The sequence below is a fragment of the Maritalea mobilis genome, from assembly GCF_004363175.1.
Lineage (GTDB): Bacteria > Pseudomonadota > Alphaproteobacteria > Rhizobiales > Devosiaceae > Maritalea > Maritalea mobilis.
In genome coordinates, this window is sequence record NZ_SNYR01000001.1 from 782,015 (window position 1) to 799,008 (window position 16,994).

Annotated in this window: 17 protein-coding genes; 6 read left to right on the forward strand and 11 right to left on the reverse strand. The window is 51.0% G+C overall.

Features of this window, described 5'->3' with window-relative positions:
• Nucleotides 1–36: 36 nt before the first annotated feature.
• The 7 genes from ATL17_RS03685 to ATL17_RS03715 all read right to left on the reverse strand — a co-directional run bounded on the left by ATL17_RS03685 (nucleotide 37) and on the right by ATL17_RS03715 (nucleotide 8,222).
• Nucleotides 37–1,305: an O-acetylhomoserine aminocarboxypropyltransferase/cysteine synthase family protein gene (locus ATL17_RS03685; protein WP_133571415.1), complete on the reverse strand. Its 1,269-nt coding sequence runs from the start codon at nucleotides 1,303–1,305 to the stop codon at nucleotides 37–39.
• A gap of 110 nt (nucleotides 1,306–1,415) precedes the next feature.
• Nucleotides 1,416–3,323, reverse strand: coding sequence for a putative bifunctional diguanylate cyclase/phosphodiesterase (locus ATL17_RS03690; RefSeq protein ID WP_166638878.1), 1,908 nt, complete (start codon nucleotides 3,321–3,323; stop codon nucleotides 1,416–1,418).
• A 311-nt stretch (nucleotides 3,324–3,634) separates the two neighbouring features.
• Entirely contained in the window at nucleotides 3,635–5,122 is a 1,488-nt protein-coding gene (locus ATL17_RS03695; RefSeq protein ID WP_133571417.1) for a carboxypeptidase M32, read from the reverse strand.
• Between the two features lie 160 nt (nucleotides 5,123–5,282).
• On the reverse strand, nucleotides 5,283–6,119 hold the full coding sequence (locus ATL17_RS03700; RefSeq protein WP_133571418.1) for a universal stress protein: 837 nt from the start codon (nucleotides 6,117–6,119) through the stop codon (nucleotides 5,283–5,285).
• Between the two features lie 121 nt (nucleotides 6,120–6,240).
• The gene (locus ATL17_RS03705) at nucleotides 6,241–6,843 is read right to left on the reverse strand and encodes an NADPH-dependent FMN reductase (RefSeq protein ID WP_133571419.1); all 603 of its coding nucleotides are present in this window, start codon (nucleotides 6,841–6,843) and stop codon (nucleotides 6,241–6,243) included.
• 110 nt (nucleotides 6,844–6,953) lie between these two features.
• Nucleotides 6,954–7,688 (reverse strand): pyridoxine 5'-phosphate synthase, encoded by a 735-nt coding sequence (locus ATL17_RS03710; RefSeq protein ID WP_133571420.1) that lies wholly within the window; start codon nucleotides 7,686–7,688, stop codon nucleotides 6,954–6,956.
• Nucleotides 7,689–7,802: 114 nt separating this feature from the next.
• Nucleotides 7,803–8,222 (reverse strand): winged helix-turn-helix transcriptional regulator, encoded by a 420-nt coding sequence (locus ATL17_RS03715; RefSeq protein WP_133571421.1) that lies wholly within the window; start codon nucleotides 8,220–8,222, stop codon nucleotides 7,803–7,805.
• Between the two features lie 103 nt (nucleotides 8,223–8,325).
• Between ATL17_RS03715 and ATL17_RS03720 the strand changes: the two genes are divergently transcribed.
• A complete protein-coding gene (locus ATL17_RS03720; RefSeq protein WP_133571422.1) occupies nucleotides 8,326–9,213 on the forward strand; it encodes an NmrA family NAD(P)-binding protein in 888 nt (295 codons plus the stop codon).
• Between the two features lie 87 nt (nucleotides 9,214–9,300).
• Entirely contained in the window at nucleotides 9,301–9,930 is a 630-nt protein-coding gene (locus tag ATL17_RS03725) for a histidine phosphatase family protein (protein ID WP_133571423.1), read from the forward strand.
• A 45-nt stretch (nucleotides 9,931–9,975) separates the two neighbouring features.
• Here ATL17_RS03725 and ilvN read toward each other — a convergent pair whose 3' ends face one another.
• Together ilvN and ATL17_RS03735 are read right to left on the reverse strand one after the other, a co-directional pair.
• A complete protein-coding gene (gene ilvN / locus ATL17_RS03730) occupies nucleotides 9,976–10,509 on the reverse strand; it encodes an acetolactate synthase small subunit (protein ID WP_246028624.1) in 534 nt (177 codons plus the stop codon).
• Nucleotides 10,502–12,259, reverse strand: coding sequence for an acetolactate synthase 3 large subunit (locus ATL17_RS03735; RefSeq protein WP_133571425.1), 1,758 nt, complete (start codon nucleotides 12,257–12,259; stop codon nucleotides 10,502–10,504). The genes ilvN and ATL17_RS03735 overlap by 8 nt, the downstream gene beginning before the upstream one ends.
• Nucleotides 12,260–12,642: 383 nt before the next feature.
• On the opposite strand from ATL17_RS03735, the gene ATL17_RS03740 reads away from it, so the two are divergent.
• The 4 genes from ATL17_RS03740 to ATL17_RS03755 are packed head-to-tail and all read left to right on the forward strand — an operon-like array spanning nucleotide 12,643 to nucleotide 15,379.
• On the forward strand, nucleotides 12,643–14,037 hold the full coding sequence (locus ATL17_RS03740; RefSeq protein WP_133571426.1) for a dipeptidase: 1,395 nt from the start codon (nucleotides 12,643–12,645) through the stop codon (nucleotides 14,035–14,037).
• A 1-nt stretch (nucleotide 14,038) separates the two neighbouring features.
• Nucleotides 14,039–14,374, forward strand: coding sequence for a DUF4180 domain-containing protein (locus ATL17_RS03745; RefSeq protein ID WP_166638879.1), 336 nt, complete (start codon nucleotides 14,039–14,041; stop codon nucleotides 14,372–14,374).
• Nucleotides 14,374–14,850: a YbaK/EbsC family protein gene (locus ATL17_RS03750; RefSeq protein WP_133571428.1), complete on the forward strand. Its 477-nt coding sequence runs from the start codon at nucleotides 14,374–14,376 to the stop codon at nucleotides 14,848–14,850. The genes ATL17_RS03745 and ATL17_RS03750 overlap by 1 nt, the downstream gene beginning before the upstream one ends.
• Nucleotide 14,851: 1 nt before the next feature.
• A complete protein-coding gene (locus ATL17_RS03755) occupies nucleotides 14,852–15,379 on the forward strand; it encodes a DUF4329 domain-containing protein (RefSeq protein WP_166638880.1) in 528 nt (175 codons plus the stop codon).
• On the opposite strand, the gene ATL17_RS03760 is transcribed toward ATL17_RS03755, so the two are convergent.
• On the reverse strand, nucleotides 15,376–16,569 hold the full coding sequence (locus ATL17_RS03760) for an MDR family MFS transporter (protein ID WP_133571430.1): 1,194 nt from the start codon (nucleotides 16,567–16,569) through the stop codon (nucleotides 15,376–15,378). The two genes, ATL17_RS03755 and ATL17_RS03760, sit on opposite strands and share 4 nt — an antisense overlap.
• A gap of 41 nt (nucleotides 16,570–16,610) precedes the next feature.
• Nucleotides 16,611–16,982, reverse strand: a complete 372-nt coding sequence (locus tag ATL17_RS03765; protein ID WP_133571431.1) for a hypothetical protein — start codon at nucleotides 16,980–16,982, stop codon at nucleotides 16,611–16,613.
• Nucleotides 16,983–16,994 lie beyond the last annotated feature (12 nt).

Here is a 16,994-nt window from a genome sequence, read left to right on the forward strand (position 1 = left end):
CCGAAGCGCCCCTAAATTCATCAAGCTCTCATTGAGTTACGCTTTATCCAGCGCCTGCTCAATGTCAGCAATAATGTCGTCAACATGCTCGATGCCAACTGAAATACGTACGAGATCGCGAGAAACACCAGCGGCCTTCAACTCATCATCATTCAACTGACGGTGAGTGGTTGACGCTGGGTGACAGGCCAGTGATTTCGCATCGCCAATATTCACCAAACGCAAGATCATTTGCAGCGCATCGATAAAGCGCGCGCCAGCTTCTTGGCCGCCTTTAATGCCAAAGCTCAAAATGCCGGACGCCTTGCCACCAGAGATTTTGTTGGCCAAATCATTGTAAGGCGAAGATTTCAAGCCCGCATAATTGACCCACTCTACCTTGTCATGTGCTTCAAGATATTCGGCCACTTTCTGAGCATTTTCACAATGGCGCTCCATGCGCAGACCTAGAGTTTCCAAACCTTGCAAAATCTGGAAAGCATTCATTGGCGAAATAGCAGCGCCCATATTGCGCAATGGCACAACCCGGGCACGGCCAATATAGGCTGCAGGCCCAAGCGCCTCAGTGTAGACAACGCCGTGATAAGAAGGATCAGGCTCGTTCAACACAGCAAAACGCTTCTTGTCCGCGGCCCAGTCAAACTTGCCGCTGTCAACAATAATGCCGCCAACTGACGTACCGTGACCGCCAATATATTTGGTCAATGAATGCACAACAATGTCGGCACCATGCTCAATTGGACGACATAGGAATGGCGTACCCACTGTGTTATCAACGATCAATGGCACGCCGTGGTCGTGAGCGATCTTGGCCAGTTTCTCAATGTCGACCACATTGCCCGCTGGGTTGCCGATGCTTTCGCAGAAAACGGCTTTGGTTTTCTCATCAAACAGCTTTTCGATGCCGTCAAAGCTCGCATCCACCATGCGCACATCAATGCCTTGGCGCGGAAAGCTATGCTCAAACAAATTGTAAGTGCCGCCATAAAGCTGGCTAACGGAAACAACATTGTCGCCCGCGCTGGCAATGGTTTGAATGGCATATGTGATCGCAGCCATACCAGAGGCCAAAGCCAAACCAGCAATGCCGCCTTCCATTTCCGCCACACGCTGCTCAAGCACCGCTGTCGTCGGGTTCATGATCCGGGTGTAAATATTACCTTCGACTTTCAAGTCGAACAGATCCGCACCATGTTGCGTATCATCAAAAGTGTAGCTGGTGGTCTGGTAGATCGGCACAGCCGCAGCCTTGGTCGTGGCTTCAGATTCATAGCCATGATGCAGGGCAAGTGATTCAAGTTTCATAATATTTTCCCGATATTCGACAGAGTTCGGCGCATCTTATCATTTGATAAGAATCCGCAAAGATGCAAAAGGGAAAATAGAGTCTAATTCCGAGCGCTTTTGTAAAAAAACTATGCCACGCCCTGAGCAGAAAGCTGCCCATTTTGTGTGTGCAGCAAACTCATCAATTTATGCTGCGGCATAGGACGGGCAAAATGGAAGCCCTGATAATATTGGCAACCCAAGCCATCAAGCACATGCAAATGATCGCTGGAGCTGATGCCTTGCGCCACCACTTTCAAATCCAAGCCTTGCGCCAATTCAACAATTTTTCGCACCAAAATGCGGCTTTGCGTTGAAAAACGCAGATCGCAAATCAATTCAGAATCAAGCTTAACCACATCAACCGGCAATTGATGCAAATGGTTGAAGTTGGAAATGCGGCCGCCAAAATCGTCCAATGTGATGGTGAACCCAAAACCGCTCAGCTGATCCAACATGCGCTCCGCTTGATCCAAATGGTCATGAAGCACATTCTCAGAAATCTCAAACGAAACACGGTTCGGCGAAATCCCCTTCTTATGGGTGATCTCCATCAAGGAATTCACCACATGCGGCTCGATCAAATCCGCTGATGAAAGGTTGAAATTCAACCGCAAATATTTGGGCCAATGAAGCATGCAGTCCGTGGCCTTTTCGAACAGTGCCAAGGTCAACTTGTTCATCAACCCCATGGCCTCAGCCACTGGGATAAAGCGATCCGGCAATATCTCCACGCCATCTGGCCGATGCCAACGTGCCAAGGCTTCAACTGACGTGATGTTAGAATTGGTGGCGCTCACCATCGGCTGGAATACCATCTCCATCTCATCAACAAATTGGCTATCGCGTAAGCCCTGAGCAATCTCGGCAGAATCGCGCGTAATCCGCTCGTGCTTATCTTCAAACAACAGCGCATGGCCGATATGGTAGGTTTTGGCATAATAAAGTGTATGGTCTGCCCGTTCGAACAATTGTTCCGGCGAATCTGCATCCACACGTGCCCGTGCAAAGCCCAGTGACGCCGACAATTTCACCTGAACACCCGTTTTCAGCACAAACGGCACCTTAAGCGCCGCACAAATGGCACGGCCAAGTGCGATAATTTCGTGTTCAGACATTTTTCTCAACGTGATCAGCGCAAATTCGTCACCGCCAACACGGGCAACAAACACTTCATCGCCCAAAAACTCAGATAAACGACGCGACACCTTGCGCAGCAGATCATCGCCGGCCGGATGGCCATAAATATCATTGATCGGCTTAAACCCGTCCAAATCGATAAGGCCCAGAATAAGCGAAGTCTGATCATTACTTGGGAAATTGGAGCGCAGATAATGAAAGAAGCCCCGCCGATTGTCCAAATCAGTCAGCACATCTTTAAAGGCCAGCTTACGCATTTCTTTGGCTTGGCTCTTGGCCTCAGCCTGCGTTTTATAAAGCCGCGTTTGTTGCGAGATAAATGTTTCGAAATCTGAACCAAAGCTTTGCGTGACGACACCAAGAACAGCCACAACAAAGATGAAGTGCAGCGCCAAAACGGAAAACACATCCGCGCTGGAGAACCAGGAGAATACGGCCAAAGGCACACCTACACATAAGGCAAGCATCAACACCGCTTGTCGCAAATAAGCCAAGCAGAACAAGGCGCCCAATAGCGAGATAAATACAAAAAAGCTCACCTCCTGGTGAGCGGTCATTGTGTTCTGGGACATGGCCCATATGGCCCAGCTAGAAAACAATCCGCCTAATATGCCCGCAGAATAAATGATGGATTGCAGGCTTTTGCGCACGTGCTCGAAATCGTATTTTTCTTCGTCATAACGCAGCCAATGCACAATACGCCACAAGCACAATACGCCAAGAATGGCCGCGCCAGACATGACAGACCAATCAAAGCCAACTGAAAGCCGATGTTGTGCAACAACCAAAACAGCAGAAAAACCAAGCAGATAAACAAAAGGCAAGCGATAGCGCAGCATACGCAGTTGCGCGCGCATCAAAGGCTCATTTGACCCATCAATGCTCAATGCACCTCTTAACCCTTTTGCTATGAACCCAAGCAAGCTCTTCCCCACCCATAATCTTTGAAAGCGCCACATTTCGAGATTCGATCAAAGAATAGATTGAATTGTTCGGATCAATTTGAGCTAAAAACGCTCAATTCAGAAAAATGAAAAACCCCAAATTTGATTAAAAAGTTAAACACATAAGTGTAACCAATTAACTAACTGAATTATCAGACAAAATTGAATACAAAAAAACCGGCACATTTGGGTGCCGGTTTCTACTTAGGTAAATTACCCTTTAACTATGCATCGAGATAGCGCGAGCGCAAATGCTGTTTGAACACATCAACATTAAGCACTGAACCTGTGGCATCGTTCACCATTTCATCCATTGAAACTGATGACGCCCGCAAATGCACGTTCTCCCGCAGCCAACCAAAGATTTGAGTGAAGTCACCTGCCCGCACTTCGCTGTCCCAATTTGATAGCTGCCCCTGCAACGCTTGGAACAATTGTGCCGCCGTCATCGCGCCGATTGTGTAGGTCGGGAAATATCCTAATGCACCGCCCGACCAATGAATATCCTGCATGCACCCATTGCCCACACAATCAGGCCGCACGCCGATATTTTTCTCCATCTCATCGTCCCAATATCCGGGCAAATCTGCAACCTGCAAATCACCGCTCAACAAGGCTTTTTCAATGCGATAACGCAGCATCACATGCAGCGGATAGGTCACTTCGTCTGCATCCACCCGGATCAGTCCGCGTTTCACCTGCAATATTGAGCGTTTGAAATTTTCCATTTCCCACGCGTCACCGCTTACCCCAAATGCTTCACGCACTTTAGGCAGAGCAAAAGCCAAGAAAGAATCTGAACGACAAAGCTGCATATCCAAGAAAAGCGACTGGCTCTCATGCATACTCATGCCGCGCGCTTGGCCAACAGGTTGGCCGCGCCAATCTGCTGGCAGGCCGATCTCATACATGGCATGGCCAGTTTCGTGCAAAACGCCATAAAGGCTGGTGGAAAAGGCTTTTTCGTTATAGCGCGTGGTCAAGCGCACATCGCCCGGCACACCACCACAGAACGGGTGCGCCGACACATCAATGCGGCCATGATTAAAGTCAAAGCCCAATGCCTCCATAAAGCGACGCCCCAGCGCTTCCTGTGCGCCAACAGGCGTTTCCCCATCAAGCGGCTTCACCTGCCGATGGGTCGATTGGAACTCGATCACCTCATTCAAGAAATCGGGCAAAAACGCGCCAAGCTCATCAAAATATTGATCAACTTTTGTGGTGCGCATGCCTGGATCAAACGTGTCCAGCTGCGCATCATAGGCGCTAAGGCCCAGTGCCTCAGCCTTTGCATCGGCAGCCTGACGCACCAGCACCAGCAAGGGCTCCAATTTGGCGGCGAAGCTATCAAAATCGTTTTCTGGCCGCGCCTGCTGCCACACATGGGTGGTTTCTGACTGCGCTTTGCTGAGAGCATGTACCAAATCATTCGGCACGGCATTGGCGTGCAAATAAATGCGCTCCATCTCTTTAAGGTTGGCGGCATCCCAACCTTCCAACTTCTCTTCTTTTGCTTGCGCAATTAGATCGCCCAAATCTGGCGCAGTATATTTTTCGTGGGCAACGGCGGCCAATGCAGCCAATTGCTCGCCCCGCACATCTGAAGAGCCTTTTGGCATAAAGGTTTCTGCATCCCAACTCAGCATGGATGATGCGCCTTCAATGGCGGAAATTTGTGCAAAACGTTTCTTTAACTCAGCATAGGCAGCCATGCCCGTCTCCCCAATATATTTGAAAAACATCACGCCGGCAGGACAAGGCGCGATTTGGGCAAAGACTAACGCTATGTTTTGCGCCAAAGCAAGCACCAAACCAAAACAAAAGGGGCCGCACCATGTGCGACCCCTATGCCCGATGCATATTTGATTTGGGTTAGTGCGCCATCAAAACGGGCACTTCAGCCTTGCTCAACACTTCGCGGGTTGCGCCCCCAAGCACCCACTCGCGGAACCGTGAATGGCCATAGCCACCCATGACCAACATATCTGCATCGATCCGGCCAACTTCATTCAACAAAGCTGCCGCTGCGTCTGACCATCCATTGATGTTGCGCACCTCAACATTGACCCCGTGGCGATCCAAATGCCGTGCAATATCTGCACCTGGTTCAATGCCACGCTCTTCAGGCGCTTCATCATCACTGACAATCGCCACAGTAACCTGATCTGCCTTTTGCAAAAATGGCACCGCATCAGCCACCGCACGTGCTGTTTCCTTAGAATTGCGCCACCCGAGAACAATGTTCTTATAAGGGCCATCACTAGCCGGAATAGCAGGCGGCACAAACAAACAACCGCGACCAGAATTAAACAGAACATGTTCAAAAATTTCAGGCTTTTCAGAATAATGTTTGTAAGGACGTGTCGCCACAAACAAATCCGCCAGCCGCGCTTCATTGGCAATGGTTTGCCCCATAAAGGAAGGCGTTGCACTTACACGACGCAAATCAGAGCGGAACTCGTGCTTAGCAAAGCGCATATCCAACTCTTTTTCATATTTATCGCCTTGGGCTTCAGCTTCCTGCTGCAACTCAGCCGCCACTTGCCCTACGGAAAACACACCGTCACCAGCGCTCACAACATCTGGAATTTCAACACACAACAAGCCTGTCAAAAACGCATCATGCCGTTGTGCAATTGGCTCGGCATAGGACAGACGAACCTCATCTTCTTTTGACCCATCTAAATAAACCAATACGTCTTTGATCATGTTGACCTCCTGTGTCTGATCATTCCCATGCGCCTATTGTGCGCCCTTTTCTCCCCCTCTTGCCTTGATCTGCATCAAGATATGCAAGAGGGCGAAAATGATGGGCACCTGAGAAGAAAAATTAGTCCTTCTTATATTTGGGGCCACTCTTCTCACGCGCAGTTTTCAGCGCTTCGCCCCACCATACAAGATCATCAAGCAAGTCATTTGCCTTCGGGGCAATGATGTCATCGATTTCTGACATGTCTTTATCGTCGCCCATCGGGCTGACCTTCATAAACTCGCCGCCGCCAATATGCACAGCTTCACGGATCGATGCCATCTGCAACTCGCCGACAATATTGCGCAAATGCTGCACTGCACGCGATGCGCCAACACCGCCATAGCCAACAAAGGCCGCAGGCTTGCGCACCCATTCAAGGTAAGCTTGATCAAGTGCGTTCTTCAACACGCCAGAGATAGAGTGGTTATATTCGGCAACAACGAAAATAAAGCCATCATATTTGGCCAGCTTTTGCTGCCATTGCACGGCGCGCGCATCCTCAGATGGCACCCAAAGGTTGGTGGCTTTCTCATTGAAAAATGGCAAATCAAAATCGCACAGATCAATCAGATCTGCTTCAATGCCCTCATGCGCTTTGGCCTTGTCCAAAATCCAGTTCGCGGGCTTTTCCGCAAACCGACTGTCGCGCGTGGTGGACATGATGATCCCAATCTTGAGCATAAATTTCTCCTTTGTTTGAAAAATGCAGGGCCGACAAAGCGGCTCACTGCATCAACGGCGTCAAAGGAGAAACGGTTGCCCGCAAATTGGGTTCCGTGATCAAAAAACTGTTATTTGCCCAAGGCCTGATTGTACTGCCGCACAGCTTCAGCAAAGCCCATCAACAGGGCATCAGCGGTGATGCCATGGCCGATGGAAACCTCGTGCAACTCCGGCAACATTTCTTTAAAGGCTGGCAAATTCTCAAGAGTCAAATCGTGCCCAGCATTGATGCCCAACCCAGCAGCTTGGGCGGCCTGCGCGGTGACACGCATGCGATGCAAATGATGGTCACCTTCTGGCGTGCCATAGCTTGCACCATAAGGGCCGGTATAAATTTCAATGCGATCCGCACCAATCTCCGCTGCATCTGGCGGCACGCTCGGATCTTCATCCACAAACAAGGAGACACGAATGCCCGCATCTTTCATCCGCTTGATGGCGGGCACCAAAAGATTATGCGCACCGCGTACATCCCAGCCATGGTCAGATGTAGCTTGATCCGGCGCATCAGGCACAAAGGTCACCTGATCCGGCATATTGGCCAACACCAAATCCAAAAACTCATCGTCCGGATAGCCTTCAATATTGAACTCTTTATCCGGATATTCGTTCTTTACCAAAGCCGCCAATTCGGGCACGTCCGAACGGCGAATATGCCGCTCATCTGGCCGTGGGTGCACAGTTATGCCATCCGCACCTGCGTCCAAAACCACGCGCCCCATGCCCACAACGCTGGGCCAAGGCAAATCACGTTGGTTGCGCAACAAGGCAACCTTGTTCAAATTCACAGAAAGCGCGGTCATAGCAGCTCCAAAATCCGGCAAGGACTCAAATTGTTCCAACCAATCGGTAAGGCAATTTGCAAAAACTGGCAACCTCACTAAAGGCCAATTGCAACAGTGAAGTGACGATAAAACTTATTGTTCCCGCTCATCATATTTTCGGCGGGCCACATTCACCTCTGGCTCATTCGCAATCGCCCAATCCGCCAGCGACATGAGCGGGATAAATAAGGATTTGCCCAAATCGGTCAGCTCATATTCAACAGTGGGTGGTCGCGTATCAAACACGGTGCGGGTGACCAACCCGTCACGCTCCAACCCGCGCAAAGTGACCGTCAGCATACGCTGGGAAATCACCTCAATATTGCGCAAAATCTCTCGGAAACGCTGTGGCCCCTGCCCCAAACAAAGCACCACCAAAACGGTCCATTTATCGCCAATCCGATCCAGAGTTTGTCGCACCGGACAAGTGCCCAGATAATCGGTTTGTTTCCACGCCGCATTCAACGCTCTAATGGCTTCTTGCTGCGCTTCAAATTCTTGTTCGTCCAACATGGTGGTTACCTCAAGGTGCCTTCTGGCGAAAAAAGTGCCTTCTTTCGCCCGCTACTAATCTGGTTATATATAGCAGTTCCTTTTCGTAACCAAGGAACGATAAATGACCACGACCATCACAATATTGAACGCCCTAAGCGCCCAAGCCAGCCCGCTGGTAGGCCAAGCGCTGAACAAAAACTACAAAGTTCGCGCCTTCGCGCGAAAAACGGAAAAGCTAAACAATAGATTTGGCGAAAACCCAAACCTGACCAAAGGTCACGCGGACCTAAATGACCTTAACAGCCTGATTACTGCCTTTGACGGGGCAGACGGTGCATTTGTACATTTGCCCATACCGCAAAGCCCAGAGCAACCTGGCCTGTGGCTGCAAAACATCATCGCCGCCACACGGCAAAGCAAACTGCCGCACCTCGTGTTCAGCACCTCCGGCCCCACCGGATCGCGATATGCATCGACACCAATGATCGACGGCACAAGCGCCGCAAAATCAGCAATAGAGGCCGCAAATTTGCCTGTGACCATTCTGATGCCCACCATCTATTTGGAAAATATGCAGGTGCCGCCCTTCGTGCCGCAACTGCACAGCGACGGTATTCTCACCTACCCGCCACTGCCCGCGGATATGAAGATTGCCTTCACATCACATGTGGACCAAGCACGCTATGCCCTCGCTGCATTTGAAAAGCCAAATCTGATTGGCGAAACCATTGAAATTGCCTCTAAACCAATGCTGAACGGAGCAGAACTCGCACAGATTTTCTCAACTGCGCTGGGCCAACCCGTCAAGTTCGAGCCGCTGACACCCGAACAATTCGGCACCCAGATCGGCGAACTGTTCCAAAGCCCTGAGGTAGGCCAAGGGCTGACCGGCTTATATCAATCCATCAGTGCCCTCGGCAAAAACGGCATGGCGATTGATGTAGCAGCGCTGGAAGAAAAATTCGGCATTGAGCTTCCCAGCATCGCTGATCAAATCGCCAACTGGTAAGATTTTGGAGGGCGGCCTTGCGCTGCCCCCTCCATTTTATTCAAATTAACGGACCGATTAAGCCCGATCTGATTTGCATGCCCTACGATGGCTTTTTATAAACAGGGCTCTATCCCTGTCGAAGAAGCTAAAATATCTATGTCCTATCCCCGCATTATTTTCATGCGCCATGGCGAGACCGAATGGAATCTCGCTGGCCGCGCTCAAGGTCACCTCAATTCACCCCTCACAGAAAAAGGCCGAGCCCAAGCGCAAAAGCTGGGTGAAATTCTCAAACGTGAGTTGGGCACACCGAATGGCTTCACACAAATGGTCAGCCCGATTGGCCGCACTTTAGAGACCGCAGAAAACATCAAAAAGCATTTCGCTTTTGATCCGACGCCTGTTGATTTGCTCAAGGAAATTGATCTTGGCAAGCTGAGCGGTCTGAACCGCCCCGAAATGGAAGAACAATTCCCCGAGCATATGGATGGCAAGCCGGATTATGACTGGTATTTCGGCGCACCGGGTGGCGAGACCATGGATGATATGCGCAAGCGCGCAACCCAATGGCTCGATAGCTTGACCGGACCCACCATCGCCGTGGCCCACGGCCAAATCGGCAAAGTGATGCGCGGCATTTATCTTGGCCTGACCGATGAACAGATATTGCGCCTGAAAGAGCCGCAAGGCGTTGTGCATGTGCTGGAGAATGGCACAGAGACCATCTGGACATAAAAAAGGCGGCTCTAAGCCGCCTTTTCTTTGACTATATCGAAGAACCTACATACCTTCTTTGCCGCGCGAAATCGCGGTGAGGCCAGTGCGCACCACTTCCACAAGACCCAAAGGCTGCATCAGTGAGATAAACTGCTCAACCTTTGATGGGCGGCCTGTGATCTCAAAGACAAAACTGTCGATCGATGCATCTACAACATTCGCGCGGAATGCTTCAGCCAAACGCAATGTTTCCACTCGGTTTTCGCCTTTGCCCGCCACTTTGATCAGCGCCAATTCGCGCTCCAGCGACTCGCCCTCAGCGGTCAAATCATGCACGCGATGCACAGGCACCAAACGCTCTAATTGCAGCTTGATCTGCGCCAAAACCTTTGGCGTCGCCACAGTAACGATGGTGATGCGTGACCGATGCCGATCATGCTCCGTTTCTGAAACCGTCAAACTATCAATGTTAAACCCGCGGGCAGAGAAAAGCCCAACAACACGGGCCAGAACGCCCGGCTCGTTATCAACAAGAACGGTCAGTGTGTGACGCTCAACGCTTTGGCTGCGTTCCAAATCCCAACTTGGCTTAAACAAGGACCTTCCCCTTCTCATCAATAATGTTGCCGATATCTGCCGTATCCGGCAAAATCATCTCGTGGTGCGCCTTGCCCGATGGGATCATCGGCAAGCAGTTCTCTTCTTTCGTCACCCGGCAATCAAACAAAACAGGCTTATCGATCTCGATCATCTCCATGATCTTGTCGTCCAGCTCTTTGGGGTCATCGCACATGATGCCATAGGCCCCGAACGCTTCCGCCATCTTCACAAAGTCTGGCAAGCTGTCTGAATAAGAGTTGGAATATCGACCACCATGCAGCAATTCCTGCCACTGGCGCACCATGCCCATATACTCATTGTTCAAAATGAAAATCTTGATCGGCAATCCATATTGAACCGCAGTCGACATTTCCTGCATGGTCATTTGAACGCTGGCCTCGCCCGCAATATCAATCACCAACGCATCGCGGTGCGCCACCTGCACGCCAACAGCCGCAGGCAAGCCATAGCCCATGGTGCCCAAACCACCTGATGTCATCCAACGATTTGGTTGATTAAAGTGGAAATGCTGTGCCGCCCACATCTGGTGCTGACCAACCTCGGTGGTGATGTAAACATCACGTTCCTTGGTCAATTCATAAAGGCGCTCAATTGCATATTGCGGCTTGATCACATCATCAGATTTTTCATAGCGCAATGACTTAACTTCGCGCCATTTATCAATCTGCTGCAACCAAGGCTGAATATCGTCAGTGCGCGGCGCATTGGTCTTTGACCGCCACAACCGCACCATCTCTTCCAACACATGGCTACAATCGCCAACGATTGGCAAATCAACAACGATGTTTTTGTTGATCGATGATGGATCAATATCGATGTGAATTTTGCGCGAGTTTGGCGAGAACGCATCAATACGCCCCGTAATCCGGTCATCAAAACGTGCGCCAACACAAATCATCAAATCGCAATCATGCATCGCCATATTGGCTTCATAAGTGCCGTGCATGCCCAACATGCCGAGCCATTGCTCGCCATCTGCCGGATAGGCGCCAAGGCCCATCAAGGTGGATGTCACTGGAAAACCAGTCAGCTCTGCAATTTCGCGCAGTGATTTCGTGGCTTCGTCACCTGAGTTGATCACGCCGCCGCCTGTGTAAAATACGGGGCGTTCCGCCTTCAACATCATATCCACGGCGATTTTAATCGCGTCCAATTCACCTTCCATCTGCGGCTTGTAAGTTGGGTGGCTGGTGATGTTTGGATTGGCGTAGCTGCCAAGGGCAAACTGCACATCCTTTGGAATGTCGATCACCACAGGACCGGGCCGTCCTGAAGTCGCCACATAAAAGGCTTCGTGCAAAATGCGCGGCAAATCTTCAACCGACTTCACCAAATAATTGTGCTTGGTGCAGTTACGGGTGATGCCAACCGTGTCACACTCTTGAAACGCATCAGAGCCAATCAAAGGCGTGGGCACCTGCCCGGTGATGCAGACCATAGGGATAGAATCGAGAAGCGCGTCGGTGAGGCCAGTCACCGCATTGGTTGCGCCGGGACCAGAAGTCACCAGCACCACGCCGCATTTACCGGTTGAACGGGCATAGCCTTCTGCAGCGTGGGTTGCCCCTTGCTCGTGCCGCACAAGAATATGCTCGACTTTGTCGTTTTGGAAAATTGCGTCATATATTGGCAGCACTGCGCCACCAGGGTAGCCGAAAATATGCTCAACCCCCTGATCAACAAGTGCCTGAATGACCATTTCTGCCCCGGTCATTTGCTCAGCCATAGCTCTTCTTTCTCCTCAAGCCCTATGCAATTCTTTCAAATCGCGCTTTGCCAGCTAACTTCATCACAAAGTTGTTTGGCCATAAAAAAAGGCCCCTTTTGGGACCTTGACATGCACCGACACTCACGAACCTCACTTAGATGTTCGCGCCGCCGGTGCCAATAATCACGAGTACGAGTGCCTGATGCATCTTCTGCTCAATTTAATTAGTGTTGGCGTTATTGGTAGAATGACAAGATTCATTGGTCAAGTACCAATTTGCCCACAACCGTCCACTTCGCTTTGATTGAAATTCATTCCATCCCCACTTGACCGTACGATCTAAATTGAAAAGACTGCGCCAAAACATTCCTTCCTTGATCTCAAAATCAGAAAGATCGGCCATGAGCAATTTCAATTTGGACAATGTCACCTCTCACATTGAACAGGATTTCGACAACAGCGTTAACCGCTTGATCGAATGGCTGAAAATCCCATCAGTCTCCACTGACCCTGCCTATAATGACGATGTGCGCAAAGCGGCAGATTGGATGATGAACGAGCTTGATGGCATGGGCTTTGAGATCAAACTGATCGAAACCGATGGCCACCCTGTTGTGTTCGCTGAGCGCAAAGCCTCTAACAAAGATGCAAAGACCATTCTTTATTACGGCCACTATGACGTGCAGCCGGGCGATCCGTTCGAACTGTGGGACACAGCTCCATTTGAACCCACCATCGTCGACAGTATGCACGGCAAAAAGCTCGTCGCCCGTGGCGCTGAGGACGATAAGGGCCAAGTGATGACCTTCATTGAGGCGTTCCGCGCCTTTATCGCCACCCATGATGATTTGCCCTGCAACATCAAAATCATGCTGGAAGGTGAAGAAGAAACCGGCAGCCCAAGCCTTGATAAGTTTTTGAAACAAAATAAAGACATTTTGGCCGCTGATGTGTGCGTTGTGTGCGACACCGCCATGTGGGACATCAACACCCCGGCCATCACCTATTCTTTGCGCGGCTTGATCGATGCAGAAATCAGCATCAAAGGCCCAAGCCGTGATTTGCATTCAGGCATGTATGGCGGCGCGGTGATCAACCCCTTGCACGCCCTTTCAAACATTGTGGCGCAGCTTCACGATGAAAATGGTAAAATCCAAATTCCACACTTCTATGAAGGTGCACCGGAATTGGAAGAAGCCGAACGCGCCGCACTATCTGCGCTCAACTTTGATGATGCAGAGTTTTTGGGCGAGATTGGCTTGAAAAACACCGCAGGTGAAGACGGCTATTCAACCATCGAACGCATCTATGCGCGCCCAAGCTGCGACGTGAACGGCATGTGGGGCGGCTACATTGGCGAGGGCCATAAAACGGTTATCGCGTCTGAAGCGCATGTTAAACTGTCCTGCCGCTTGGTGGGCGACCAAGACCCAGCCAAAATTTTGCCCAATATCGAGAAGTTCTTCGCTGATCGTTTGCCAGCAGATTTCACCATGACCTTCAAAAATCACGGCGCGGCCTATGCCTTGAAACTGCCAATCGACAGCCCTTACCTCAAAGCAGCGCAAAAAGGCTTGGAAGTTGAATATCAGCGCGAGGCCAAAATGATTGGCATGGGCGGCTCCATTCCTGCCGTGGGTGCCATTAAAAACATGCTCGGCCTTGAAAGCGTAATGGTTGGCTTTGGCTTGTCTGACGACAATATCCACAGCCCGAACGAGAAATATGAACTCACTTGCCTGCGCCGTGGCATCCGCTCACACGCTGCAATTTTGTTGGAACTGGCAAAGGTATAAAGTGAACGCATCTGAACAAATATATGCGGTGCCCGCCGACCATCCCCCCATGGCAAAAGTGGGTGACTTTATGGATCATATCGGCACCGCAGCCTTTGAGGGCAAGACACTATTGGTCTTGCCCAAATCGGCAATAGACCCCACCTTTTTTGACCTACGGTCTGGGCTGGCGGGCGAAGTCACGCAGAAGCTGGTGAATTACCAACTTAAATGCGCGATCATCGGCGACTTTCAGGCGGAAATAGAACAGTCCAACGCCCTGCGTGATTATATTTACGAATGTAATCAGGGCCATGATATTCAATTTGTTGGGCACCAAGACGAGATCAAGTTTTAATGACCGAATTGAGCAAATCAGAACAGCGCGTGGACGCGGTGCTCCGCGCCCACAATCTGGCGACCGAAATTGTGCGGCTGGACGACAATGCCCACACGGCGCAGCAAGCGGCAGATGCCTTGGGCATCGAAGTGGCGCAAATTGTGAAATCTTTGGTGTTTCGTGGCGCGGAAAGCGACAAGGCCTATTTGCTGTTGGTCTCCGGTGCCAACCGTGTACATGAAAAGCGCACTGGTCGCCTGATTGGCGAAAAGCTAGGCCGCGCCGACGCAGACTTTGTGCGCGAACACACAGGTTTTGCCATTGGTGGCGTGTCACCATTGGGCGCAACAGGGCAAGTCGATATTTATATTGATGAAACCCTGTTCCAGTTCGATGAGGTTTGGGCCGCCGCTGGTCACCCAAAATCAGTATTTCCCACCAGCGCAGCGGAACTGACCACCCTCACCGCCGCTCAAAAAATCAATGTGCTTTGATATGAAAAAACTGTCCCTAACCATCGCCGCGCTCGCAATATCTGCAAACCCAGCGGCGGCGCAAAGCCTCTCTGCCAATTATTTGTCGAACTTCTTCGCGCCAATCCAAGAAAGATCTATCGCGGAAAACCGCGAATATTGCGGCTATTTCGGCCTGAATGCGGCAGGCAAATTGATCGCCACAAAGCCAAAGCGCGGCCGTGCGGACAGTTGCAGCGCCGACCCCAGCGACGAGATGGTAGAAGTGATTGCCTCGTACCACACTCATGGCAGCTTCCACATTGATGCGGATTCCGAAACGCCATCCTCTGACGATTTGGAAGCCGATATGTATGAAGAGATCGATGGCTATGTGGCAACACCAGGCGGCCGCATTTGGAAAAATGATTGGGACCGTGGCCGCGCCATTCTTCTGTGTGACCGCAACTGCACCGTGTCTGACCCAGATTATGACAGCCAAGCCTTCCCACCCGTCAACAATAGCTACACGCTAGACGGCCTCTATAACCGGGACAATATGGACTATTAATCCGGCTGACGCTGACGCAACAAATAAAGACCAAGAGCACTGATCAGCGCCAACGCGCCTGCGCTCGGCCATAGCGCCGCCAAGCCAAACTGGTCAATATACCAACCGCTCAACGCCGGGGCCGCGCCAAAACCGAAGCCAATTGCCAACCCCACCGATCCTGCCAACCGCCCCCGCATATTGCGCGGGCTTTCATTGGCAATGTGGGCGTTAGTGTTGGTGACTGATAGCACTTCACCTGCCGTATAGATCGTGGCGCAAATCAACAGCAGCATAAAATGGTTGGAAATGCCAATAAGGCCAAAACCGACAGCATAAAGCATACCGGCTAGTATCAGATTGCTGAGGGTCCGGTTATTGTTGGTCAGCCGCGCCAAAATCGGCGTAAACACCAGCACAGCAATGCCGTTGGCCATCAACAACCAACCGTAAAGTTTGGCGCCATCTTCACCGAAAAATGCATCCATTTGCAGCGGCAGCGCAACAGTGATTTGGCCATAAACAAGGTTTATGCCGATCATGCAAAGTGTGAAGAGCAGCAAGCTGGGCCGTGTTAGCAAATAACGCCACACCGAACCTTCCACTGACTTTTCTTTTTCTATTTCATCATCGCCTGACCGATCAAACCGTGCAGGCAAAAACAGCGCAACAATGATGATCGCGATGAGCGTCGTTGTGGCATCACCCCAAAACATAAAGCGGAAATAGTCCGCGAAAAGCAGCCCACCAATGGCGGGGCCGAAGGCATAGCCGACATTCCAGCCATAATAGCTGACCGCGTAAACCAGCTTGCGATTTTTGGGCGTAGAAAAATCCGCCTGCCACGCTTGCATGGCGGGCACCATGGTGCCGTGGGCCAAGCTGATGAAAAACAGAAAGCCGATCAGGGCGACGCTTTCCGCAAAGAATCCTGTCGTGAAGGTAATGATCGCTTCAATAGAAAGTGCGGTGATATAAACAGGCTTTGGGCCAAATTTATCCGTCAGCCAACCGCCCAACATTTGCCCGGGAAACTGTGCGGAGAACACGCCATAAACAATCAATCCTGTCGCCGTGGCGGAAAAACCGAGCTTTTGCGACAGCATCAGCGCCATGAACGGGAACACAAATGCGCCCGTGGCAATGACAAAATTGGCAAAGCCAAAAATATAGGCTGGGCGCGGGATCGCCCGCAATTTGTGAACCAACATATGCTTGCGCTAATCCCTAAAGCCGCACGGGCGGGCTTGAATTATCTAACTTTCCCACCATCAAACACGGTGCCGGCTGGCACGCTGTGATAGGTAATAAAAATATTGTCGCCCAACCCAAGCGCCTCACCCAAAGTTGTCGCAGCGACACTTAACAGCTTATCGATCTCGTCTGGCGTGCTGTGACCATAGCAAAACAATTGGCCGATGGGCGGATGCGTTTGATCTGGCTGGGCAGTTGCTGCCAGATCCCCTTCGACATAAAGGTCCGGCGCAATATCCTGCCACGTGGCCCACACATGTTTGGGGTCACAGCCACAAACATCGGCAAGCGCAAGGCACACTTTTTTCAACGCAGCGGAGATTTTGGCCGGGTCTTTTTGCGGCAATCCGCTCATTCTTAAAACGGGCATAACTCATCCTCC

What these genes read in the sequence shown, in the direction of transcription:
- ATL17_RS03685 (WP_133571415.1), bottom strand. Translation starts at nt 1,305, where the DNA reads ATGAAACTTGAATCACTTGCCCTGCATCATGGCTATGAATCTGAAGCC.
- ATL17_RS03690 (WP_166638878.1), bottom strand. Translation starts at nt 3,323, where the DNA reads ATGCGCGCGCAACTGCGTATGCTGCGCTATCGCTTGCCTTTTGTTTAT.
- ATL17_RS03695 (WP_133571417.1), bottom strand. Translation starts at nt 5,122, where the DNA reads ATGGCTGCCTATGCTGAGTTAAAGAAACGTTTTGCACAAATTTCCGCC.
- ATL17_RS03700 (WP_133571418.1), bottom strand. Translation starts at nt 6,119, where the DNA reads ATGATCAAAGACGTATTGGTTTATTTAGATGGGTCAAAAGAAGATGAG.
- ATL17_RS03705 (WP_133571419.1), bottom strand. Translation starts at nt 6,843, where the DNA reads ATGCTCAAGATTGGGATCATCATGTCCACCACGCGCGACAGTCGGTTT.
- ATL17_RS03710 (WP_133571420.1), bottom strand. Translation starts at nt 7,688, where the DNA reads ATGACCGCGCTTTCTGTGAATTTGAACAAGGTTGCCTTGTTGCGCAAC.
- ATL17_RS03715 (WP_133571421.1), bottom strand. Translation starts at nt 8,222, where the DNA reads ATGTTGGACGAACAAGAATTTGAAGCGCAGCAAGAAGCCATTAGAGCG.
- ATL17_RS03720 (WP_133571422.1), top strand. Translation starts at nt 8,326, where the DNA reads ATGACCACGACCATCACAATATTGAACGCCCTAAGCGCCCAAGCCAGC.
- ATL17_RS03725 (WP_133571423.1), top strand. Translation starts at nt 9,301, where the DNA reads ATGGCTTTTTATAAACAGGGCTCTATCCCTGTCGAAGAAGCTAAAATA.
- ATL17_RS03735 (WP_133571425.1), bottom strand. Translation starts at nt 12,259, where the DNA reads ATGGCTGAGCAAATGACCGGGGCAGAAATGGTCATTCAGGCACTTGTT.
- ATL17_RS03740 (WP_133571426.1), top strand. Translation starts at nt 12,643, where the DNA reads ATGAGCAATTTCAATTTGGACAATGTCACCTCTCACATTGAACAGGAT.
- ATL17_RS03750 (WP_133571428.1), top strand. Translation starts at nt 14,374, where the DNA reads ATGACCGAATTGAGCAAATCAGAACAGCGCGTGGACGCGGTGCTCCGC.
- ATL17_RS03755 (WP_166638880.1), top strand. Translation starts at nt 14,852, where the DNA reads ATGAAAAAACTGTCCCTAACCATCGCCGCGCTCGCAATATCTGCAAAC.
- ATL17_RS03760 (WP_133571430.1), bottom strand. Translation starts at nt 16,569, where the DNA reads ATGTTGGTTCACAAATTGCGGGCGATCCCGCGCCCAGCCTATATTTTT.
- ATL17_RS03765 (WP_133571431.1), bottom strand. Translation starts at nt 16,982, where the DNA reads ATGCCCGTTTTAAGAATGAGCGGATTGCCGCAAAAAGACCCGGCCAAA.